19 protein-coding genes are annotated in these 21180 nt (G+C 54.7%); 11 read left to right on the top strand and 8 right to left on the bottom strand.

Features of this window, described 5'->3' with window-relative positions; genetic code table 11:
* Positions 1 to 166 precede the first annotated feature (166 nt).
* Genes G512_RS0114865 through G512_RS0114875 form a run of 3 tightly spaced genes read left to right on the top strand, consistent with a single transcriptional unit; the run spans position 167 to position 3721 of the window.
* A complete protein-coding gene (locus G512_RS0114865; RefSeq protein WP_228130521.1) occupies positions 167 to 1198 on the top strand; it encodes an ABC transporter permease in 1032 nt (343 codons plus the stop codon).
* A gap of 13 nt (positions 1199 to 1211) precedes the next feature.
* On the top strand, positions 1212 to 2213 hold the full coding sequence (locus tag G512_RS0114870; protein ID WP_028482398.1) for an ABC transporter permease: 1002 nt from the start codon (positions 1212 to 1214) through the stop codon (positions 2211 to 2213).
* Positions 2210 to 3721, top strand: coding sequence for a sugar ABC transporter ATP-binding protein (locus G512_RS0114875; RefSeq protein ID WP_028482399.1), 1512 nt, complete (start codon positions 2210 to 2212; stop codon positions 3719 to 3721). Before G512_RS0114870 ends, G512_RS0114875 begins: the two co-directional genes overlap by 4 nt.
* A gap of 66 nt (positions 3722 to 3787) precedes the next feature.
* Here G512_RS0114875 and G512_RS0114880 read toward each other — a convergent pair whose 3' ends face one another.
* From G512_RS0114880 to G512_RS0114895, 4 genes are all read right to left on the bottom strand, one after another.
* Entirely contained in the window at positions 3788 to 4645 is an 858-nt protein-coding gene (locus G512_RS0114880) for a metal ABC transporter permease (RefSeq protein ID WP_028482400.1), read from the bottom strand.
* Positions 4645 to 5532: a metal ABC transporter permease gene (locus G512_RS0114885; protein WP_028482401.1), complete on the bottom strand. Its 888-nt coding sequence runs from the start codon at positions 5530 to 5532 to the stop codon at positions 4645 to 4647. The genes G512_RS0114880 and G512_RS0114885 overlap by 1 nt, the downstream gene beginning before the upstream one ends.
* Positions 5525 to 6433: a manganese/iron ABC transporter ATP-binding protein gene (locus tag G512_RS0114890; protein ID WP_036489868.1), complete on the bottom strand. Its 909-nt coding sequence runs from the start codon at positions 6431 to 6433 to the stop codon at positions 5525 to 5527. The genes G512_RS0114885 and G512_RS0114890 overlap by 8 nt, the downstream gene beginning before the upstream one ends.
* A gap of 89 nt (positions 6434 to 6522) precedes the next feature.
* Positions 6523 to 7425, bottom strand: a complete 903-nt coding sequence (locus G512_RS0114895) for a metal ABC transporter substrate-binding protein (protein WP_028482403.1) — start codon at positions 7423 to 7425, stop codon at positions 6523 to 6525.
* Between the two features lie 164 nt (positions 7426 to 7589).
* On the opposite strand from G512_RS0114895, the gene G512_RS0114900 reads away from it, so the two are divergent.
* Positions 7590 to 8000 carry a Fur family transcriptional regulator gene (locus G512_RS0114900; RefSeq protein ID WP_028482404.1) on the top strand — a complete coding sequence of 137 codons (411 nt, stop codon included), beginning with the start codon at positions 7590 to 7592 and terminating at the stop codon, positions 7998 to 8000.
* 70 nt (positions 8001 to 8070) lie between these two features.
* Here the strand turns inward: G512_RS0114900 and G512_RS0114905 are convergent, their stop codons facing one another.
* Positions 8071 to 9480 carry a short-chain fatty acyl-CoA regulator family protein gene (locus tag G512_RS0114905; RefSeq protein ID WP_028482405.1) on the bottom strand — a complete coding sequence of 470 codons (1410 nt, stop codon included), beginning with the start codon at positions 9478 to 9480 and terminating at the stop codon, positions 8071 to 8073.
* 288 nt (positions 9481 to 9768) lie between these two features.
* Here G512_RS0114905 and G512_RS0114910 point away from each other — a divergent pair, with 288 nt between their 5' ends.
* Both G512_RS0114910 and G512_RS0114915 read left to right on the top strand, forming a co-directional pair.
* Entirely contained in the window at positions 9769 to 11382 is a 1614-nt protein-coding gene (locus G512_RS0114910) for an isocitrate lyase (protein WP_028482406.1), read from the top strand.
* A gap of 51 nt (positions 11383 to 11433) precedes the next feature.
* Positions 11434 to 11661: a hypothetical protein gene (locus G512_RS0114915; RefSeq protein WP_028482407.1), complete on the top strand. Its 228-nt coding sequence runs from the start codon at positions 11434 to 11436 to the stop codon at positions 11659 to 11661.
* 87 nt (positions 11662 to 11748) lie between these two features.
* Here the strand turns inward: G512_RS0114915 and G512_RS0114920 are convergent, their stop codons facing one another.
* The 3 genes from G512_RS0114920 to G512_RS21335 all read right to left on the bottom strand — a co-directional run bounded on the left by G512_RS0114920 (position 11749) and on the right by G512_RS21335 (position 14610).
* Positions 11749 to 13056, bottom strand: a complete 1308-nt coding sequence (locus G512_RS0114920) for a TRAP transporter large permease (RefSeq protein WP_028482408.1) — start codon at positions 13054 to 13056, stop codon at positions 11749 to 11751.
* 11 nt (positions 13057 to 13067) lie between these two features.
* Complete coding sequence (locus G512_RS0114925) at positions 13068 to 13589, bottom strand: TRAP transporter small permease (protein WP_028482409.1); 522 nt, start codon at positions 13587 to 13589, stop codon at positions 13068 to 13070.
* A gap of 559 nt (positions 13590 to 14148) precedes the next feature.
* Entirely contained in the window at positions 14149 to 14610 is a 462-nt protein-coding gene (locus G512_RS21335; protein WP_036489869.1) for an Rrf2 family transcriptional regulator, read from the bottom strand.
* Positions 14611 to 14816: 206 nt separating this feature from the next.
* On the opposite strand from G512_RS21335, the gene cydD reads away from it, so the two are divergent.
* The 5 genes from cydD (at position 14817) to cydX (ending at position 21168) form a co-directional block, all read left to right on the top strand.
* Entirely contained in the window at positions 14817 to 16496 is a 1680-nt protein-coding gene (cydD, locus tag G512_RS0114950; RefSeq protein ID WP_051269414.1) for a thiol reductant ABC exporter subunit CydD, read from the top strand.
* Positions 16489 to 18162 carry a thiol reductant ABC exporter subunit CydC gene (cydC, locus tag G512_RS0114955; protein WP_028482412.1) on the top strand — a complete coding sequence of 558 codons (1674 nt, stop codon included), beginning with the start codon at positions 16489 to 16491 and terminating at the stop codon, positions 18160 to 18162. The genes cydD and cydC overlap by 8 nt, the downstream gene beginning before the upstream one ends.
* Positions 18163 to 18293: 131 nt before the next feature.
* Positions 18294 to 19877 (top strand): cytochrome ubiquinol oxidase subunit I, encoded by a 1584-nt coding sequence (locus G512_RS0114960; protein WP_028482413.1) that lies wholly within the window; start codon positions 18294 to 18296, stop codon positions 19875 to 19877.
* Between the two features lie 5 nt (positions 19878 to 19882).
* A complete protein-coding gene (gene cydB, locus G512_RS0114965; protein ID WP_028482414.1) occupies positions 19883 to 21034 on the top strand; it encodes a cytochrome d ubiquinol oxidase subunit II in 1152 nt (383 codons plus the stop codon).
* A gap of 17 nt (positions 21035 to 21051) precedes the next feature.
* Entirely contained in the window at positions 21052 to 21168 is a 117-nt protein-coding gene (gene cydX, locus G512_RS22460; protein WP_028482415.1) for a cytochrome bd-I oxidase subunit CydX, read from the top strand.
* The last annotated feature ends 12 nt before the right edge of the window (positions 21169 to 21180 follow it).

Consider the following 21180-nt stretch of genomic DNA (forward strand, 5'->3'; position numbering starts at 1 on the left):
TGTCCTGAGGGTATCCTGCGGGACCATGTTGGGCGCCGGTGCAATGTCACTGGAGCAACTATGTTTCTGGCGTCACGATACAGTGACCGAACGACCGGCCAGACTGTCATGATCAGCGGAGGCATGACTTTGGTTTGACGCTAGTCAACAGACTAGGGAGGATCTGTTGTCCGAAATCACATCGAAAACGGCGAATGAAACGCCTGCGGCGCGGTCAAAGGGGGCAAGGCCAGTTCAACTGGGTGTCATTGGCACCTTTTTGGCGCGGCAAGGGATTTTGGTTGCTTTTGCGCTTTTCATGATTGGCTTCACCATCGCCAATGAACGCTTTTTGGATCCCGACAACATCATGGGCGTTATTCGCTCCTCTGCCATTTTGGGAGTTATGGCGTTGGGCGTAACCTTTGTCGTCATCAGCGGTAATCTGGATCTCTCGGTGGGGTCCATGATGTCTTTCGCCACCATTGTGGTGCTTGATCTTCATGACAAGCTGGGACCGGCTCTGGCGATTCCGTCCATGTACGCCATGGTGCTTTGCCTTGGCGCGTTCATCGGGTTCCTGGTGGGGTACCTTCGCCTCAACTCACTCATTGTCACGCTTGGCATGCTCTCTGCAATTCATGGGCTTACCCTCACATATTCTGGAGGGAAGAACATGGATATCGCCGACAAGGAAGGCACATGGTTCGATGTATTCGGCCAATCCGCCGTGCTGGGAATTCCTGTTCCCATTCTGCTGTTTGCGCTTTTGGCATCTGGCCTCGGCATCATGTTGGCCAAGACACCTTTTGGGCGCAAGGTGTACGCGGTCGGCGGCAACGGCACTGCGGCTACCTTCTCAGGCATTCGTCGGGCGCGGGTGGTGTTCACTTGCTATCTCATCTCGGCATTTTGTGTTGCTACGGCGGGGCTCATTCAAGCCAGTAGATCTCTGGGCAGCCAGAATACCGTCGGGCAGGGGTTGGAGTTGGAGGTTCTGGCGGCGGTCATTCTTGGAGGAGCTTCCCTGATGGGTGGGGCTGGCACGATTTTCAAGACAGTGATTGGTGTTCTCATTCTGGGGTTCATTCAGAACGGTCTGCTGCTGGTCGGCCTCCAATTCTATGCTCAGTATGTCGTTACCTGGATCATCATCATTCTTGCAGTCTGGCTGGATATCGCAGCCAAGCGCGGCAAGCTTTGGTCGCCGATTGCTTGAAGGAGGTTGAAAAATGGAACCTGGAACTTTGAGCACTTACCTGAAGCGCGGCGCGATCTGGGGCTTCATTGTGCTAGAGCTGATCTTCTTTTCCATCGCCGGGGAATTCCTGTCACTCAGCGACAAGCCATTCATGGATCTGGACAACATGCTGTTGTTGTTCAAACAGTCTGCACCCATAGGCATCATTGCCATCGGTATGACGTTGATCATGATCAACGGCAATATTGACCTGAGTGTGGGTGCGATCTTTGCCATGAGTGCCGTCATCTTCCTCGATAGCATGACATGGCCGATTTTTGCGGGCTTGGGAGATGCTGTCATTCCGGTAGCATGGGTTTTGGCCTTGTTGACAGGTGTTGGTCTGGGGGCAATCAATGGCTTGATTGTCTGGAAAACCGGCGTGGACGCCTTCATCGTCACGCTCGGAGCGATGCTCGGTTATCGTGGGCTTGTCTTCATGTACAATGGAGAGCAGCCGACTTCTCACTTGAACTGGACGCTGGTGGATTTCGCCGAAGCGCAATTCCTTGGGATCCACACGGCCACATGGTTCCTGCTGGGTGTGACATTAGTGCTCTGGTTCATCATGACCCGCACCGTGCATGGTCGCAATGCCTATGCAATTGGTGACAATCGAGAAGCGGCAGTAAACGCTGGCATACGGGTTGGGCCACATTTTCTTATCAATTTCATGATTATCGGCTTTCTGGCGGCTCTGTCGGCCGTGGTGTTTTACGCCGAGTCCGGCTCGGTCAATCCCAATGATGGCGAGCTCTACGAACTGTGGGCCATCACGGCGGTTGTCTTGGGCGGCACCAAATTGGCTGGCGGTTCCGGCTCTATCATTTCTACATTCGGCGGGGTTCTCGCCATTCAATTGCTGAGGAAAGGCCTTGGCCACATCGGGGCGGACACCGAGACCGTCAATCTTGTGATCGGTCTCATTCTGATCGCCGTCTTGTTCCTGGATCGTCAACTAAATCTGAAGGGCCGGGAGGCATTGCGCATATGAGCGAGCAAACACCTGCACTGCGACTGGAGAACATCACCAAGACCTTTCCGGGGGTAAAGGCACTGGATGATGTGTCCTTCTCGGTTCTGCCGGGCGAAGTCCATGCTCTGATGGGTGAAAATGGCGCGGGTAAGTCGACACTTATGAAAGTCCTGGGCGGGTTGCATCAACCCGATGACGGACAGATCATTGTTGGCGAACAACCGGTTCGCATGGCATCCCCCCTTGATGCCAAGTCAAAAGGCATCGTCTTCATTCATCAAGAGTTGAGCTTGGCGGATGAACTGACTGTCGCCGAAAACATTTATCTTGGCGAATTGCCCCGCAAGCGCTTTGGGTTGGTGGATTGGCGCAGGTTGTATGCGCAAACCAACGAGATACTCAAGCGGTTGAACGTCTCGTTTGATGCCCGGGCTCTGGTGGGGGATCTGTCGATTGCCAACCAGCAAATGGTTGAAATCGCGCGGGCTTTAACAGTCGACGCCAAGGCCGTCATCTTTGATGAGCCTACTGCTTCGCTGACAGATGCCGAAAAGGTGGTGTTGTTTGACGTGATTTCCGACCTGAAATCCTCTGGTGTGGGCATCATCTACATTTCGCACCGCATGGAAGAGATTTTCAAGATCACGGATCGCATCAGTGTCCTGCGCGATGGGGCCTATCGCGGCACGCTCGAAACCAGCAAGACAAATGACGAAGACATCACGCAACTGATGATTGGCCGTACGTTGGACTTGTCTCGCAACCTCGCCCACCATGACGTTGGGGATGTGGTGCTCAAAGTGGATAACCTGTCTTGTGGTCACTTGTACGAGAATGTGAGCTTTGAAGTGCGTCACGGCGAGGTTGTTGGGTTCTACGGCCTGGTCGGGGCAGGGCGAACTGCGATTGCCGAGACATTGTTTGGCCTGCGTGAACCAACAGCAGGGCGTATATATCTGGATGGCCAGCCAACGCGCATTCACTCACCAGCGGATGCAATCCGCCGCGGAATTTCGCTTGTTCCGGAAGACCGCAAGGCCCAAGGGCTCGTCCTTGGCATGAACTGCCGGGATAATATGACCTTGCCGCAAGTGGATGATCTCAAGGCAGGCCCCTTCGTGGCCGAAGGGGCGGAAATCGCGATCTTCGATCAGTACCGTGATCGGCTCGACATTCGAACCCCCGGCTGGCGACAGTCTGTTGGAAATCTGTCCGGCGGAAATCAGCAAAAGATTGTTATTGGCAAATGGCTCTCCATGCATCCCAACGTCTTGATTGTTGACGAGCCAACCCGTGGCATTGATGTGGGTAGCAAATCTGAAATTCACAATCTGATCCGCGACTTGGCCGGACTTGGTTATGCCGTGATCGTGATCAGCTCCGAAATGCCGGAGGTGCTGCATGTCAGTGACCGGATTGTTGCCATGTTCTCTGGAAAAATCATGCGCACGTTTACGTCTGAGGAAGTCACGGAAGACAACCTGATCCAAGCTATCTCTGGCTTGTCGGCAGACAAGGTTGCGTGATTGGAAACCGCATACCAAAACCATAGCCACTGAAGTGGCTATGGCTGGTGGGTGGGTTCTTTTTGATCAGGCTTCGGCTTCTTCTTGGGCCAGCTTGAGTGATTGCCGGCGGTTGAGATGGAGACGGCGTCCGAAGGCCAGAATGAACATGCCCGTCAGGATCAGGATAATCGTTGGAGCCGGTGCGCTATCGAGGAAGAAACTGGCATAAGTGCCAAGGATCATGGCAAACATGCAGGTCAAAACCGCCACAATCAGCATGTGTCCGAACCGGCGCACCAACAAAAAGGCGATGGCTCCTGGCGCGATCAACAGCCCGATGGCGAGAATAAGACCGGCAGCGGCAAGTGTTGCGACGATCGTGAGTGACAGTGCGGCCAGTAGGCCGTAGTGCAGCACGTTCACCGGCAAACCCGAGGCCTGTGCCTGTGCCGGGTCAAATGCGTGAAGGAGCAGATCTTTCCACTTCAACACTATAGCGCCTGATACCACCAAGGAAATGAGCCCCGCAGTCCACAACTCATGCGGCTCGACACCCAGCATGTTGCCGAACAGAATGTGGTCGAGGTGCGCATTGGTCTCGATGGAGACGTAAAGCACGATCCCGATCCCGAACATGCCGGAAAAAACCACACCCATGACAGTGTCTTGTTTGACCCGGCTGTTGTACGAGAGATATCCGGTCGCCAGTGAGCAGGTCATGCCAGCGACAAAAGCGCCGATGATCAGTGGAATGTTGAGGATGTACGCCAGCACAATGCCGGGTAGAACGGCATGGCTTACAGCGTCTCCCATCAATGCCCAGCCTTTCAACACAAGATAGCAGGACAAAAGGGCCGTCGGCACCGCAACGAGCAGGGAGATGTAAAATGCGTTCTGCATGAAGGGGAACTGGAACGGCATCAACAAGTTGGACAGATCCATTACAGGCCCTCCTGCTGTGTCTGCTCGAAATCGTTAGCCGCAAGGGCTGCCTTGGCTTTGCGCCGTGCGGCCAAGAGACCATGCTTTGGTGCAAATACGAAGGTGATGAGAAAAATCACCGTTTGTAGCGTGACGATAATGCCCCCGGTGGCGCCGTTCAGGAAATAGCTCGCATAGGCCCCGACAAAGCTGGTGATTGCACCAATGCAGACAGAAAGCAGGATCAAGCGGGGGAACCGGTCGCATAGCAGGTAAGCTGTCGCACCCGGGGTTACGACCATGGCGATCACCAGAAATGCGCCGACGGTCTGCATTGCAGCAACAACCGAAGCGGAAAGCAAGACAAAGAAAATTGCCTTCAAAAGGCCAGGGTTCAGGCCGATGGACCGGGCATGGTTCTCGTCAAAGAAGGTCACCATCAGGTCTTTCCACTTGGCGAGCAAGATAGCTAGCGACACAAAGCCGATAATTGCCAGCTGCAGAGTATCTTCTGGCGTAATCGCAAGAATATTGCCCATGGTGATGGTTTGAATGCTGACGGTCATCGGGTTCACGGAGACCATGAACAAGCCCAGACCGAAAAAGGAGGTGAAGATCAATCCGATAATCACGTCCACTTTCAAGCCAGAGCGCTCCGAAAGGAACAGCATGGCCCCCGCTGCCAAACCGCCGGCAAGGAATGCACCAAGCGAGAACGGTAGGCCAAGCATGTATGCACCGGCCACGCCGGGAACGACGGAGTGGGACAAGGCGTCGCCGATCAGTGACCAACCCTTGAGCATCAGGTAGGCAGACAAGAACGCACACACGCCGCCAACCAACGCCGAAACCCACATGGCATTGGTCATGTAGCTGTAGGTGAATGGTTCCAACAGATATTCAAGCATGCTTTTTCTTCTTTCCGCTGACCTGTGTTTCGTCGCCATAGCGCACGAAAGGACGCTCATCATCGGTAAGAATGGTCACCTTGCGGGGATCTCCGTCCTTGTGCAGTTGAGGACCGCTCAAGGTGAAGTGACGCAAGGCCCCGCCAAAGGCATGCTCAAGGTTTTCCGGTGTAAATGTAGTCTCTGTTGGACCATACCCCAGCACTGTTCCCTTCACCAGAACGGTGCGGTCACAGAACTCGGGAACAGACCCCAGATTGTGAGTGGAGACCAGCATGACGCGGCCTTCAGCACGCAGTTCTCTCAAAAGGGCAACAATCTGGTCTTCGGTTTTTACGTCCACGCCGGTAAAAGGCTCGTCCAGCAGGATCACTTTGCCGTCCTGCGCCAAGGCGCGGGCCAGAAACACCCGCTTGCGCTGGCCGCCCGAGAGTTCGCCGATCTGGCGATGGCGAAATTCCTGCATGTTGACGCGCTTCAGCGCCTGATCAACGGCATCGTGATCTGCTTTGGATGGACGGCGCAAGAAACCCATGTGGCCGTAGCGTCCCATCATCACTACGTCTTCCACCAGCACCGGAAACGCCCAATCCACTTCCTCAGACTGAGGAACATAGGCGACAAGATTTTCCTTGAGCGCTTGCTTGACGGTGCGACCCAGTAGCAGGATCTCACCGCGGGCCGCAGGGACAAAACCCATGATGGTTTTGAAAAGCGTTGACTTTCCTGCGCCATTTACCCCGACAAGTGCGGTCACGGTGCCGCGCGGAATTTCAAAATTGGCGTTGTACAGCGCCGTATGGCCGTTTCGGTAGGTCACTGTCACGTTGCTGGCAATGATGCCGCCGCCCGGCCCGTGTTCTGTGGCGCGTGTTTCGATATCTTCTAGCTTGGCAAGCATGTTTGAACCTCGGGCATACACTCGGGAAGATCCGAGAGGCCCCCGCGAGACTAGGACGCGGGGGCGGATGGTTTGTAGTCACTGTAACTTTAATTGGTGCCGCTGGTCAGGCCTTTGGCAACTGTTTCTGATGTGACGCGCAGCAGATCCAGGTATGTTGGAACTGGGCCGTCTGCTTCACTCAAGGAGTCTACGTAGAGCACACCGCCGTAGTTTGCGCCGGTTTCCCGTGCAACCTGTTCGGCCGGGGCAGAACTGACGGTGCTTTCACAGAAGACCACGGGAATGTTGTTGTCTCTCACACCGTCAATGACTTTGCGCACCTGTTGTGGCGTGCCGACCTGGTCCGCATTCATCGGCCAGAGATACAGTTCCTTCATGTTGAAGTCCTTGGCTAGATAGCTGAAGGCACCTTCACAGGTGACAAGCCAGCGACGGTCCTCGGATATCTGCGAAATCTGCTCCCGCAGTGGTTCAAGGGTCGCGCGCAACTGATCTTTGTAGGCACCGGCATTCTTGACGTAGGTTGCCGCATTCTCAGGATCGTGCTCGGCGAGAGCTTCCATGATGTTGTCGATGTAAATGAGAGCGTTGTCGAGGCCCATCCAGGCGTGAGGATTTGGTTTGCCTTCATAAGAACCTGAGGCGATGGAAATCGGGTCGATCCCGTCGGTCAGGGTCACGGATGGCACGCCGTCAAGGTTGGACAGAAACTGCTCGAACCATAGCTCAAGGTTCATTCCGTTCCATAGAATGAGATCGGCATCGCTGGCCCGGACAATGTCCTGAGGCGTAGGTTCGTAGCCATGGATCTCTGCGCCAGGCTTGGTGACGGACACAACGTCGGCGGCATTACCGGCAACATTCTGTGCCATGTCGGCCAGAACGGTGAAAGTCGTAACCACCTTCAACTTGTCCTGCGCCAGTGCAGAAGTTCCAAGAAGAGCAAGGGCTGCGGTGCTCAAGGCAAGGCGACTTAGTGTCTTCGACATTTATCTCTCCTGAAGATCAAGCGAACCGTTGATCCATATTTGATGCAATTGCGAATGATTTGCAACTAATATTGCAATTGCGAATGACTTGCAATAGCAATAATGCGCGTTTTGCGGGAGTAGAGGCGATGAAACTCGCCTCAGGATCAAAGAGAGGGCATTTCATGTTCGACGGCAAAGCCATATTGAAGCAGGCCGGTTTGCGGGTGACGCCCCAGCGTCTAGCAGTCATCTCAATCCTCGAAAGAGCCACGGATCATCCAAAAGCCTCGGAAGTTCTGCAACGGGCTCATAAAATCGACGATACACTATCAAATTCAACTGTCTATCGTACGCTCTACCTGTTGGAGCAGGCCGGCATGATTACTCGGACTGTCACTTTGGGGGAGTCGGCCCGCTTCAAGTTGGTGGGCAAAAGCGGGTATGAGCAGCTTGTCGACGTTGAAACAGGCGAAACCCTTGAGATCGCTTCGGAAGAATTACAGCTTTTAAGAGCGCGCTTGCTTCGAGAAATAGGATATGACGTCGTCTCTCACCGCTCCATCGTTCGAGCGCGACGTTTGGCGGTTAAGTAGTAGCTATTACCCTTTTTGTCTTCGGTAGCGTGCGTCCGGATTGTAAGTCGCAAACGTGCCGCTGCTCTCCTCATTCTGAGGAGTAGGGAGAGAAGCCGGCGCTGTTGGAGTCAATGTCGATGGACCGCCCGACCATTGGAAAGGCTCGTTGTGTGCACTTTTCACGCGGACAGATCTTGCAGCCGGCCCCAATCGGGGTTGTGGCATCCGGATCGGTCAAATCCAGCCCCTTGGAGTAAACAAGGCGGCTGGCGTGTTGAATGTCGCATCCGAGTGCGATCGAGAAGAACTTTCCCGGTGCTCCGAACCGTCCGTATCCGCTTTGAACCGTGCGCGTGACCCAGAAGTAGGTTCGTCCGTCCGGCATCTGCGCGATCTGGGTCAGAATCTGCCCTGGTTGGTCGAAGGCGGCATGAACTTTCCAGAGCGGACAACTCCCGCCAACTTTCGAGAAATGAAAGTCGGTTGCTGATTGGCGTTTTGAGATGTTGCCCGCGCGATCGACGCGCAGAAAGAAAAACGGGATCCCCTTGGCGCTGGGCTTTTGCAGCGTGCTAAGCCGGTGACAGGTTGTTTCAAAGCCGGCTCCAAACCGGCGAGACAGCCAGGTGATGTCATAACGGCTCTTTTCTGCGGCCTTCCAGAATTTGTCGTAGGGCATCATGAGGGCGGCGGCAAAATACTTGGCAAGACCAATGCGAGCCAGTTCCTCTGCTTCGTTGGTGACAAATCCACCGCTTGCCACCTGTCGCTCGATCTCGGTCGAGGCTTCCAGTAGCCCGATCTGCGTCGCCATCTGGAACGCCCGTTGACCACCGCGCAAGCCGCGATCGATTTGGAGTACTTTCTCCGTCGTATCATAATGGCGGATCTGACCATTCTCCGGAGACTCCACCAAAGCAACCTCGATATCGTGTCGGTTGCGAAGACGGCGCGTCAATCCATCCAGCGTTTGGCCAACAGACAAGGATGCGTTCTCAAAGATCGCTTCCGCCTTGTTGTCCAGTTGTTCGAAATAGTTGCGTTTGTCATAGAAGAAGTCGCGCACATCCTCAAAAGCTGTCCGAGCATTGGCAGTAGGGGTGGTCGGCGTACTGCCCAGTACCTGAGTCTTGGCTAGCTCATCTGCTTCGCGGTAATCGCGATATAACTTAACAAAACGTCTAGCAACTGCCGGCATGTTATCAACAAGGTCGCGCAGTTGGGCGGCCGTAACCGAGTCCTCATGCAGGTCACTGTGAAAAACTTCACGTAGTTCTGCGAGCAGTCGGGCGTCTCCCTCCTCGGAAAAGAACTGGATATCAAGGCCGAATTCCGAGTTGATTTTCAGCAAAACCTGGACCGTCAACGGGCGTTGATTTCGCTCCAGCTGATTGAGGTAACTTGATGATATATCAAGGCGTTGAGCCAGCGCGGCTTGTGTGAGTTTGTGTTGCTCTCGCAGCTGTCTCAAGCGTCCACCAAGGAATGCTTTCTTCATGGCTTGACCTTTGCAATCTTCGCAATTCGCAAGATTTGGCTTTGCAATTCTTCGCTTTTTCAGGCGTTTCACACAGAATGGGCTGCAAATATTGTGAAGACAAGCCGGTTAACCAAAGGGAGTAGCCAACGGACGGCCCCTCAAGCAGGCGTCTTTGCAGAAGGACACAACGCTCACAGGGTGGTTGGCTCCTCCCAATCCCGAACAGGGTGACCGGTATCATAACAGAGCGCAAGACGGGCTGGGAGGTCCGGTTTGACGCTGTCATGAAATCGAGGAGGTAAAAACATGACTGCACCTTATTCAGAGATCCGTCAGTCGGTTCTGCAACGCTACCCGAGCGGCCAAACCCCCGGTGGCGTCAGCATTGATGACATCATCCAGCTCAAGATCCAGAACACGTACAGCACGCATCTCGACATTGCGCGTGACATGGCCAAGGTCATGCGGACAGACATGGCTGCTTATGATCAGGACCCTACCAAGTTCACCCAGTCTTTGGGGTGTTGGTCTGGTTTTCATGCCCAACAGATGATCAAGGCCGTCAAGCGCCAACGTGGGTCTGCAAAGGGTGTTTATGTGTACCTGTCTGGCTGGATGGTTGCTGGTCTGCGCAATCGCTGGGGCCATCTGCCAGATCAGTCGATGCATGAAAAGACAGCTGTTGTTGATCTGATCGAAGAGATTTACACCTCATTGCGTCAGGCTGATGAAGTCGCTCTCAACGATCTGTTCAAGAACCTCAAGTCGGCGCGTGACGCTGGCGACTCTGTTGCTGAACAGAAGGCAATCGCGGCCATCGACTCATTCGAGTCTCATGTCGTTCCGATCATCGCGGATATTGATGCTGGCTTCGGTAATGAGCATGCCACCTATCTGCTTGCAAAAGAGCTGATCAAGGCCGGTGCTTGTTGTCTGCAGATTGAAAACCAGGTTTCTGATGCAAAACAGTGTGGTCACCAGGACGGCAAGGTTACCGTGCCACGCGAGGACTTTATCGAAAAGCTTCGCGCCTGTCGCCTCGCTTTTGAAGAACTTGGTGTTGACGACGGCGTTATCGTTGCTCGGACTGACAGCCTTGGTGCCAGCTTGACGCAGAAGGTACCGGTGAGCCAGCAGACAGGTGACTTGGCTTCCGAATACATCAAATGGCTCAAGACCGAGGAAATCACGGAGGACAATCCGGCGCGTGATGGAGATCTGGTACTGGCCAGTGATGGCGGCTTTGTAAAGCCGGTCCGCTTGCCTAATGGCTTGTTTGCATTCAAGGACGACACCGGACGGGCGCGCGTCATTGAAGACTGCATCACCTCCCTCAAAGAGGGTGGAGCGGACTTGCTTTGGATCGAAACTGCAACACCGGATGTGATGGAAATTGCGTCAATGGTGGATGAGATTCGCAAAGAAGTTCCAAATGCGAAGCTGACTTACAACAACTCACCGTCATTCAACTGGACATTGAACCTGCGCAAACAGGTCCGCGCCCAGTGGATTGCAGAGGGTAAGATCAACGAGGACGCCTATCCGGACGGCAATGAGTTGATGTCCGCAGAATTTGACGAGACGGATCTGGGTCGTGAAGCCGACCAACGTTTGCGTGAATTCCAGTATGACATCTCGACCAAGGCTGGTGTGTTCCACAACCTGATCACTTTGCCGACCTTCCACCTGACTGCAAAAGGCATGGATGAGTTGTCGGAGGGCTACTTCGGTGAAGATCGTATGCTCTCGTATGTCGGCAACATTCAGCGTGAGGAAATTCGCCGTGGAATTTCGGCGGTGAAGCACCAGCACGAAGTCGGCTCCGATTTGGGCGACACGTTCAAGGAGATGGTCGGCGGTGACAGGGCTCTGAAGGCCGGCGGTACGAAGAACACCATGAACCAATTTGAAGCAGCATAAGGTGTGGCAAACGCGGAACCCGAGGGTCCGTTCGAGGAGAGGAGAATAGCCATGAACCAGCCAGCATTCCAACGCATCGATCTACCACCAACCCGTGAGGAAGATCGTGCCATCCAGCGTATTGCGGAAGCAACTCACCGCGTGAACGAGGCGGTTCAGCGAGCGGTTGAGCTCGGCCTTTCCGTCGAATTGGTTCGGGTTTCGCGATGCCACAATGGTGGTGGCAGCTACGGCGACCAGGTTGTGCCGACCATCCGCGACAAGACGAACGATCAGTAGGCTCAATCGTTCAGTCCAACTTTCCCTCAAAGTGTGGTTGGCTCGCGAGGAGACCCGGTACGCAGGTGCCGGGTCTCTTTCGTTATCTCAACCAGTGTAGCCGAGCAGGAGCTTTGGCAGGAACAGGCTGACTTCCGGTAGGTACGTAACCACCATGAGAATGGTGATTACCGCAGCATAAAAAGGCAGCATGGGTTTCAACAGGTCCTTGATGGGAACCTTGCCCACAGAGCATGAGATAAAGAGCGCGCTGCCCACTGGCGGCGTAATGATGCCGATACAAAGATTGTAGGTCATCATGATGCCAAAGTGCACAGGGTCCATGCCCAGCTCGGTTGCAACCGGCAGAAAGATCGGCGTGAAGATCAGGAGCGCCGGTGTCATGTCCATAAAGGTACCAATCACCAACAACGCAAGGTTGATGATCAGCATGATCATCAACGGGTCCTCGGAGATGTTGGCCAAGGCCGTGGACACGGTATAGGGGATGTCCGAGAACGCCATCGCCCATGACATGCCGATTGAACAGCCAATGAGCAACAGGACGATGGATGAGGTGATTGCCGATTCCAGAATGATGCCGGGCAACTCAGAGAGCTTCATCTCGCCAAAAATGAAGACCCCAACAACCAATGAGTAGACCACTGCGACAGCAGAGGCTTCGGTTGCTGTAAAGACGCCGGCAATGATGCCGCCCATGATGATGAGAATGAGAAGGATGGGCAGGGCAGCATCAATCGTCTTCTGGATCGCTTCCTCTGTTGTTGGTCGTGGAATGACCGGATAGCCACGTCTTTTGGCGATGATGCCAGCGACCACCATTACGGCAAGGCCCATCAGGATGCCCGGAATGTAGCCAGCTACAAACAGGGTGGCAACGGACGTTCCGCCAGAGATGAGAGAATAAACGATCAGGGTGGACGACGGTGGAATGAGCATGCCGGTTGGGCATGAGGCTGCATTTACAGCAGCTGAAAAGGCCGGATCATAGCCTTCTTTCTTTTGAAGTGGCGCCATGGTGCCCCCTACGGCAGCCGCCGCCGCAACAGCCGAGCCTGAAATCGCCCCAAACAACATGTTCGCAAGAACGTTGCAGTGGGCGAGAGCGCCCGGCAGGCGGCCCCCCAGAACCTTGGCCAACTCAATCAGTCGCATGGCGATACCACCGCGGTTCATGATGTTGCCCGCCAGAATGAAGAATGGGATCGCCAGCAGTGTAAAGCTGTCGAGGCCTGATGCCATTTTCTGAGCCACAACGAAGATCGCTTGGTCCAGACTGAGAAGGACGGTAATGCAAACTGTTGTCGCCAGCCCGATGGCGAAGGAGATCGGTACACCGAAGGTCACCAGAACGGCAAAGACGCCAAAGAGAATGAGAGCACTTAAAAGTTCCATTTGCTCACTCCTCAAGCCTGTGCGTCATCGTGGTCAATGGGCTGGTCATTGGGACCTGTGCCGGTACCCTTGATCAAGCCAACAAGCATCTCGATACTGTAGTAGACCATGACCACTCCGGAAAACGGGATAGCGGCATAGACATAGCCCATGGGTACTCGCAGAGCGGGCGAAACCTGGCCCGTAATCAGTGTTTTCATCACGAGTTGGCTGCCGCCATACACCATTATGAGCAAGGAAAACGTCAAGATCGCTGCGATGATGAAGTAGTCAGAGTAGCGCTTTTTGATCCCGGTCAGGGGCCCGGTCAGCAGGTCAATGGCCAAATGTCGCCGTTGTCCCAGTGTATAGGCGGCGCCGATCAGTCCGATCCAGATGAACATGAAACGGGCCAGCTCATCTGTGAACGTACTGGGAGTGCCAAGTACATAGCGCGACAATACTTGCCACACTACGCATACGACAAGTACAGCAAAGACAGATATGACAACCGTCTTTAGAATCGTGTCGACTGTATTTGTTATTCTGTTCATGACTAAAGTTCCAGAAAACAGAGCACAGGTGTTCGTCCCACGAACGGTTTCACCAGCTCCGGGTTGCCAGAAGTCGGCCACAGGTGTTCACGCACCCGCCACAGTCTGAAAGGGCATGAACAAGGTAAAGTTTACCTATTACGATGCAACGTTACTTGCGCATCGAACGACCTTGTTTTGTTTTTGTGAATCGCGGCTTCTGCATTTCAGGAGAAAGCTTTGACGAAAAAGAAGACTTCTTGAGTTTTGAAGTTTTCCGTATCTCCACTGATATTTGACGTGAGATAAATATAGATTGTTTCTAGTGGAACAACGCGGATAAATACCTAATATGCAAGTTTGGAATGCCGCGCAATCTTTGCGTTTTTTTTGAGATTTTTCACTTATAAAGTGTGCAGACAAACGGCAGTGTGGTGATTTCTGTAAGACCTACGTCATCTTGCCGTAAAGGACTGGTGGTTCAACCTGACCATTGATGGCGTGGCGTCAGAGGCGCGTCGCTCTCGGCCCAGCAGGGGACCCGTCTCAAGGAGCTTGGTATGCCGGATAAAACGACCAGTCAGGAGTCAATCTCTCCCAAGAGCGGTGCAGACATCGCAAGAAGGCTGTTGAGTTCCACATTATCATTGACCAGATCAGCAAGGCTGATGCTGTCCAGATAGGTGTAGAAAGCACCCAAGGCGCCTACCAGATATCGAGGCAACCGGCAGCTATTGGCTAATGGACAGGTATTGTGATCTCTGTCGAAGCACTCGGCAAAGGGCAAATGCGATTCAAACCGGCGAAAAACCCCACCAACGGAAATGGCATCCTTGGCGCGGCCCAACTGTATGCCGCCGTTCCGTCCCCGCACGGTTTTCAGATAGCCGTTATGGCTCAGCACATTGATCACCTGTGCAAGATGGTTTTCCGATGCATTGCAGGCCTTGGCAATCTCGCTCTTGCGCACAATCTGACCTTCATTGACGGCGCAATACATCAATGTGCGCATGGCAAGATTGGTCCGAGTCGTTAACCGCATTCAAGAAATCCCAAGTTTTGATCTGCCTCAAGCATATAGAAAAGCACGCGCGACAATTTGACATAGGTCATAATACCTCACTCTTTAAGCCCTTCCTCGCGGGATCGTGTGTTTAGCCACCTTTTTGTGGGGCGGGAAGATGTTGCAGTTTTGCTCCAGCCGAATTAACCCGTGTTTTTCAGAGATTCCTCAGGAGTGGTGAAAAAGTGGCTGATGCTGCCAGCGCGAAACTGAAAGACCTGCTCTCTCCCGTCCGCAAACGACTGCAAGTTTCAGGGCTTTTGGCGACCTTGTCATCGCTGCTCTGGATCGGGCAGGCGGCGTTTGTCGCTACCTTGATTGGCGGGTTGCTTCAGCCCGAGACAACACAGTTGACGATTGCGCACTGCGTTCTCGGTTTCGCGGCGCTGGGCGCGCTGCGTATTCTGCTGGACACAGCAGCGGGACGCATGGGGTTCAATGCGGCCGACAAGGTCGTCTCCGCTGTACGGGCCCGGTTGGCGCGCTACGAAGCTATGCGCTCGCCACAGGCGGCGGGAACGGATAGCTCAGCCGCATTGGCGGCACTTTTGGCAGAAAAGCTGGATTCCTTACGTGTCTACGTCACCCGATATCAGCCAGCGCAAATCCGCGTCAGTATAGTGCCGTTTATCATTCTCGGCTTTGCCTTTTGGCATTCATGGGCGGTTGCGCTCATTTTGCTTGTTGCAGGTCCGCTGATTCCGGTCTTCATGATATTGGTCGGCATGGCTGCGCGCAGCGCCAGCGAAAAGCAGATGCAGGAAATCGGCAGTTTGAACTCGCTGCTGATGGAGCGCCTGTCTGCCGCGGTGGACATTCGGCTTCTTGGAGCGGTCGACCGCAGCGCGCAAGGGTTTGAAACCGCAGCCGATACCTTGCGCAAACAAACCATGCGCGTGTTGAGCATTGCGTTTCTATCTTCCACTGTGCTGGAGCTTTTTTCCGCAATCGGAGTTGCCATGGTTGCGGTGTATGTCGGCTTCACGTTGTTGGGAGAGGTGGGGTTCGGCTCCTATGCCTCTTCCCTCAGTGTCTATGAAGGCGTTTTCCTCCTGCTGTTGGCACCTGACTACTTCCAGCCGCTTCGGGACCTTGCAGCCGCATGGCACGACAAGGCTGATGCCGTTGCTGTGGCTGGCGAGTTGGCCGAGCGCGAAGCCCAGCCGCACCTGCCTATTCTCGGTACTGGGGCGCGGGTTGCGGTTGATCTGAAGGGCGTGCCGGTCGCTTGGCAGGGCCTGTCGTTTTCCTATGATGAGGCTGGCAGGGTTCGATACCCGGATGCGCAGGTGGGTGCAGGCCAATCCCTCGCCATTGTCGGCGCCAGCGGGATTGGCAAGTCAACACTGTTGGCGTTGCTGGCCGGGCTGATCCGTGCAGAGGAAGGGGCGATCCTCATCGGTCAGGAAGAGCTTGCCCCGGAAAACGCCGACCGGCTGCGCAGCAACATGGAGTGGTTGGGTCAGGCTCCCCATTTTCTGGCGGAATCTGTACGCCGCAACCTAACACTTGCCTGTCCGTCAGGCGCCAAACCAGACATCGTGAAAGCACTGCAGAGCGCGAAGGCCCAAGGCGTGATCGACAGGTTGCCGGACGGGGTGCAAACCCGCCTCGGTGAAACCGGAGCCGGCGTTTCTGGCGGGGAGGCTCGGCGCTTGCTCTTGACCCGTGTTTTCCTGTCGGGAGCCGGTGTCGTGCTCGCCGACGAGCCTACGGCCGATTTGGATCCAGAGACAGCCCGTCAGGTTTGTGAGGGCCTGATGGCGCTGCAAAAACGTGGCGCAACGCTCATTGTGGCCACTCATGATCTTGAGTTGGCGCAGCGTATGGATCAGCAATTGGTTCTGGAGGGGCAAGATGCGTGACGTACTGACTATCTTCGGGATTATTGTCAGGCAGGAAAAGCGGCCGTTCCTGACCGGACTGCTGTTGGCCTATATTGTTCTTTTGGCGGGCGTGGCTTTGCTGGGCATTTCCGGTTGGTTCATCACCGCAACCGGCGCCGCCGGCCTAGTGGGGATCGGCATACAGTTTGATGTGTTTCGACCCAGTGCCGCCATCCGCTTTCTTGCTTTGGGGCGTACGGCTGCGCGCTACGGCGAGCGTATGCTGACCCACGACGCGACTCTGAAAAGCCTCACTGTCTTACGGTTGCGGCTTCTGGACGCGATCAGTCGGCTTCCCTTCGCCCGTCTGGTGCAATACCGGGGCGGCGAACTTCTGAACCGTGTGACGGCAGATGTGGACGCCCTTGATGGCATTTCCCTGCGGCTCATCGTGCCGCTCATTGCCGCGGCACTGACCTATCTCACGGCTTTTGCCGCGTTGTATCTGTTTGTCGCGCCCATTGTGGCCTGGTTCACGCTTGGGACTTTCTTTGCAGGGACACTTGGTACACTGGCGGTTGCCATGAAGGTGGCGCGCGCCCCTTCCGAGCGTATTGAACGGGCTCACCAAAGCTTGCGCCTGCGTTTTATCGATCTGTTTCGTTCAAAGACAGATCTGATTGTCACCGGTAACCTGCAGTACCAACTGGAAAAGGCCGACCGAGCGGACCTGCGGTTGCGTTCCAATCAAAGGCATGTGGACACCATCGAACAGGGTGTTGGGGTCGCCTTGGGGCTGACGAGCCTGTTTGCTGCATCCATGGCGTTGGCCCTGGGGGCTGATTTGGCGGTCGCCGGCACCATTTCGGCTGCACAGGCAGCGCTCGGCTTTTTCGCAGCGCTGGCTCTCAACGAAACCATGGCCCCGCTCCGTCGAAGCGTAACCGAGTATGGACGCATGCAATCCGCTGCAAGGCGCGTAACCCGGTTGCTGGATGAGGGTGGGAAGCAAGCCGTTGCCCTAAGTCAGGCGCTGCCAGAAACACAGGCCGAGCATGATGCACCTACCATCCCGCTGCGGTTTGAGGCTGTTTCGTACCGAACAGCACAAAATGGCAGACAGATATTGCACAACCTGTCGTTTGCCGTGAGTTCGGGCGAGCGCGTATCCTTGTCGGGACCGAGCGGAGGCGGCAAGAGCACCGTTCTGAATCTGGCTGCAGGTCTTTTGATGCCGGACGAAGGCCGCATTGATGTCATGGGCCGGAGCCTGGGTAGTTACGAGGAACGTGATCTCAGAGCGGCGCTCGGGTTCTTGCCTCAGCGCAGCATGTTGATGCATGGCTCCATTCTGGAAGCATTGTGCTTTGCCAATCCCACTGTAGATGAAGATGAAGCCTGGCAGGTACTTGAGGCGGTGGCGTTAGATTCGGTTATTCGCCAAAGGGGTGGTTTGGAAAGCATGCTTGGTGAGGCTGGGCTCGGATTGTCCGGTGGAGAAAAGCGTCGATTGGCACTGGCACGTGTATTGGTTCGTCATCCGCGTCTAATCCTTTTGGATGAACCCACCGAGGGGCTCGATCGCACTACGGCTCAGCACGTACTGAATGGTGTTCAGCATTATCTGCCGAATTCTGCCATTCTTGTGGCATCACACCGTCAGGTTGAGCAAAATTGGGCTCAGAAAGATATTAGAATTATATAAAATTAATTTCGCAACAGACGCGGAGATTTGACAAAGATCAACGCGCAGCCCCTGCAATCGGAGCGAGATGGGCCGAGAAGGAACATCTCAGATATATCTTTAACCGACTGTGATTACAGGGGGTAAGCACCATGGAACTGGACATCGTAGAGCTATCCCGGCTCCAGTTCGCCATGACCGCGATGTATCACTTCCTCTTCGTGCCGCTAACGCTGGGTCTTTCGGTCCTGGTTGCGATCATGGAGACGGTCTATGTGATGACCAACCGTCCGATCTGGCGACAGATGACGAAATTTTGGGGAACGCTGTTTGGTATCAACTTCGTGCTCGGGGTCGCAACCGGCATAACAATGGAATTCCAGTTCGGTATGAACTGGAGCTACTACAGCCATTATGTTGGCGATATTTTCGGTGCGCCATTGGCTTTCGAAGGCCTTATGGCCTTTTTCCTCGAAGCGACCTTCGTAGGTTTGTTCTTCTTCGGATGGGACAAGCTCTCCAAGGTTGCTCACTTGGTGGTTGCGTGGCTGGTAGCTATCGGCTCAAACATCTCCGCCCTTTGGATCCTGATTGCAAATGGCTGGATGCAGAACCCGGTTGGCGCCGAGTTCAACCCCATGTCCATGCGCATGGAAATGACCAGCTTCTTCGACGTGATGTTCAACGAAGTGGCGCAGGCCAAGTTCGTGCATACGGTCTCGGCGGGCTATGTGACTGCAGCCTTTTTCGTGCTGGGTGTCTCCGCCTGGTATCTGTTGAAAGGACGTCACATTGAGTTGGCACGTCGTTCAATCGCGGTTGCTGCCAGCTTTGGTTTGGCCTCGGCGCTGTCCGTTGTCGTGCTGGGCGATGAATCCGGTTATTCGGTAACGCACTCTCAGAAAATGAAATTGGCTGCCATCGAAGCTATGTGGGAAACCGAGCCTGCTCCGGCTTCTTTCACTGCCATCGGCATTCCTGACTCTGAAGCGCGCGAAACCAAATACGCCATTCATATTCCATATGCCATGGGCCTGATTGGCACTCGCTCGCTCAATCATGAAATCCCGGGCATCAAGGAACTGGTGGAACAGGCGGAGCAGCGTATCCGTTCCGGGCTTGTTGCTTATGATGCGCTGGTCGAGATCCGAAAAGACCTCAAGAACATTGATCCGGTCGAAAAGGCGCGTTTCGAGGAGCACAGCGGTGATCTTGGCTTCGCCTTCTTGCTGAAACGCTATGTGGAAGATCCTCGTCAAGCAACGGAAGCACAAATCCTGCAAGCCGCCAATGACACGGTTCCGCAGGTTGGGCCACTGTTCTGGGCCTTCCGTATCATGGTGGGTCTTGGCTTCCTGTTCATCCTTACCATGGCTTATTTCTTCTACAAGGCGTCCATCAAGCGCATGCAGTTCCCGCGCTGGGCTTTGTGGGGAGCAGTGTTCCTGATCCCGACGCCTTGGATTGCAGCGGAAATGGGGTGGTTTGTTGCTGAGTATGGACGTCAACCATGGACTGTTGATGGCGTCCTGCCCACTGCCATGTCCGTTTCGCACCTGAGCGTGGGTGAGGTTGCCTTCACTCTGGCCGGTTTCGTGCTGTTCTACTCTGTCCTGTTCGTGATCGAGATGGGCTTGATGATCAAGTACATCAAGAAAGGCCCGTACATGGACACGGCTGAATCGGAACAGTGGTTTGAACAACGTGGCCGTATCGCGGCACAGCCAGCGGAGTAAACGCCATGATCCTTCATGAACTGATTGACTTTGAAATCCTGCGCCTTCTCTGGTGGTTGCTGTTGGGTGTTCTTCTCATCGGCTTTGCCATGACGGATGGCTTCGACATGGGCGTTGGTGCCTTGCTGCCGTTCGTGGCCAAGACAGATACGGAACGGCGTGTTGTCATCAATACGATTGGTCCGGTCTGGGAAGGCAACCAGGTCTGGTTCATTCTTGGTGGTGGTGCCATTTTTGCAGCCTGGCCCCCGCTATACGCTGTCAGCTTCTCTGGCTTTTACTTGGCCATGTTTGTCATTCTGGCAGCCCTGATCCTGCGTCCGGTAGGTTTCAAGTATCGCTCAAAGCGCGATAGTGCCCGTTGGCGCGAGACTTGGGATTGGTGCTTGTTCATAGGCGGTTTCGTGCCTGCCCTGATCTTTGGCGTTGCCGTTGGGAACGTGCTGCAAGGGGTCCCGTTCCACCTCACAGAGATTCTGTTGCCGGTATACGAGGGCTCGTTCTTCGGTCTGCTCAATCCTTTCGCGCTGGTATGCGGACTCGCTTCCGTTGCCATGCTGGTGATGCACGGCAGCGCGTGGCTTGCGCTGAAAACCGAAGGCGTCATTGCAGAGCGTTCGAAGGTGTTTGGCACCTATGCCTCCGTTGCAGTCATTGCGCTGTACGCATTGGCGGGCCTCTGGATGGCCTTGGGCGTCACAGGCTTCTCCTTTGCAGAAGCACCTGTTGTTGATGGTCCATCCAATCCTTTGCTCTCCGAAGTGTTGCATGAGGGGACGTGGATGGTGGCTTACAGCGAGCGTCCGTGGATTGTCATTGCACCAATTCTTGGGTTCCTTGGTCCACTCGGTGTGCTCTATGGTATCCGGGCTGGGCGTGAAGGGCTGACTTTCTTGGCATCCAAAACGGCCATCCTGGGCATGATTTCGTCTGTTGGCTTGACGATGTTCCCGTTCATCCTGCCATCAACGACCGATCCTCGGTCCTCTTTGACGGTATGGGATGCCTCATCCTCTCATCTGACCTTGTTCGTGATGTTCACGACCACTCTGGTGTTCTTCCCGCTTGTGCTGGCCTACACCGCGTGGGTCTACAAGGTTCTGTGGGGCAAGGTGACAGAAAAAGACGTTCTCGAGCAGTCGGACAGCGTCTACTAAGCTGAAAGGAAAGCAATATGTGGTATTTTGCTTGGATGTTGGGCTTGGCGGTGGCTGCTCTGTTTGCAGTGGTCAACGCCATGTGGCTCGAATTTCAAGAGGACGAGCGCGACAAGCAGCCTGACCAACGATAATAAACAGAAGAC

This window comes from Pseudovibrio exalbescens DSM 16456 (assembly GCF_000422785.1).
In the GTDB taxonomy this organism is placed as follows: Bacteria; Pseudomonadota; Alphaproteobacteria; order Rhizobiales; family Stappiaceae; genus Pseudovibrio; species Pseudovibrio exalbescens.

Excerpts from the sequence above, each read along its gene's own strand:
- cydC (WP_028482412.1), top strand. The coding sequence starts at position 16,489 with ATGCGTGACGTACTGACTATCTTCGGGATTATTGTCAGGCAGGAAAAG.
- G512_RS0114905 (WP_028482405.1), bottom strand. The coding sequence starts at position 9,480 with ATGAAGAAAGCATTCCTTGGTGGACGCTTGAGACAGCTGCGAGAGCAA.
- G512_RS0114910 (WP_028482406.1), top strand. The coding sequence starts at position 9,769 with ATGACTGCACCTTATTCAGAGATCCGTCAGTCGGTTCTGCAACGCTAC.
- G512_RS0114915 (WP_028482407.1), top strand. The coding sequence starts at position 11,434 with ATGAACCAGCCAGCATTCCAACGCATCGATCTACCACCAACCCGTGAG.
- G512_RS21335 (WP_036489869.1), bottom strand. The coding sequence starts at position 14,610 with ATGCGGTTAACGACTCGGACCAATCTTGCCATGCGCACATTGATGTAT.
- G512_RS0114890 (WP_036489868.1), bottom strand. The coding sequence starts at position 6,433 with ATGCTTGCCAAGCTAGAAGATATCGAAACACGCGCCACAGAACACGGG.
- G512_RS0114925 (WP_028482409.1), bottom strand. The coding sequence starts at position 13,589 with ATGAACAGAATAACAAATACAGTCGACACGATTCTAAAGACGGTTGTC.
- G512_RS0114895 (WP_028482403.1), bottom strand. The coding sequence starts at position 7,425 with ATGTCGAAGACACTAAGTCGCCTTGCCTTGAGCACCGCAGCCCTTGCT.
- cydB (WP_028482414.1), top strand. The coding sequence starts at position 19,883 with ATGATCCTTCATGAACTGATTGACTTTGAAATCCTGCGCCTTCTCTGG.
- G512_RS0114870 (WP_028482398.1), top strand. The coding sequence starts at position 1,212 with ATGGAACCTGGAACTTTGAGCACTTACCTGAAGCGCGGCGCGATCTGG.
- G512_RS0114900 (WP_028482404.1), top strand. The coding sequence starts at position 7,590 with ATGTTCGACGGCAAAGCCATATTGAAGCAGGCCGGTTTGCGGGTGACG.
- G512_RS0114880 (WP_028482400.1), bottom strand. The coding sequence starts at position 4,645 with ATGGATCTGTCCAACTTGTTGATGCCGTTCCAGTTCCCCTTCATGCAG.
- G512_RS0114920 (WP_028482408.1), bottom strand. The coding sequence starts at position 13,056 with ATGGAACTTTTAAGTGCTCTCATTCTCTTTGGCGTCTTTGCCGTTCTG.
- G512_RS0114885 (WP_028482401.1), bottom strand. The coding sequence starts at position 5,532 with ATGCTTGAATATCTGTTGGAACCATTCACCTACAGCTACATGACCAAT.
- G512_RS0114875 (WP_028482399.1), top strand. The coding sequence starts at position 2,210 with ATGAGCGAGCAAACACCTGCACTGCGACTGGAGAACATCACCAAGACC.
- cydX (WP_028482415.1), top strand. The coding sequence starts at position 21,052 with ATGTGGTATTTTGCTTGGATGTTGGGCTTGGCGGTGGCTGCTCTGTTT.
- G512_RS0114960 (WP_028482413.1), top strand. The coding sequence starts at position 18,294 with ATGGAACTGGACATCGTAGAGCTATCCCGGCTCCAGTTCGCCATGACC.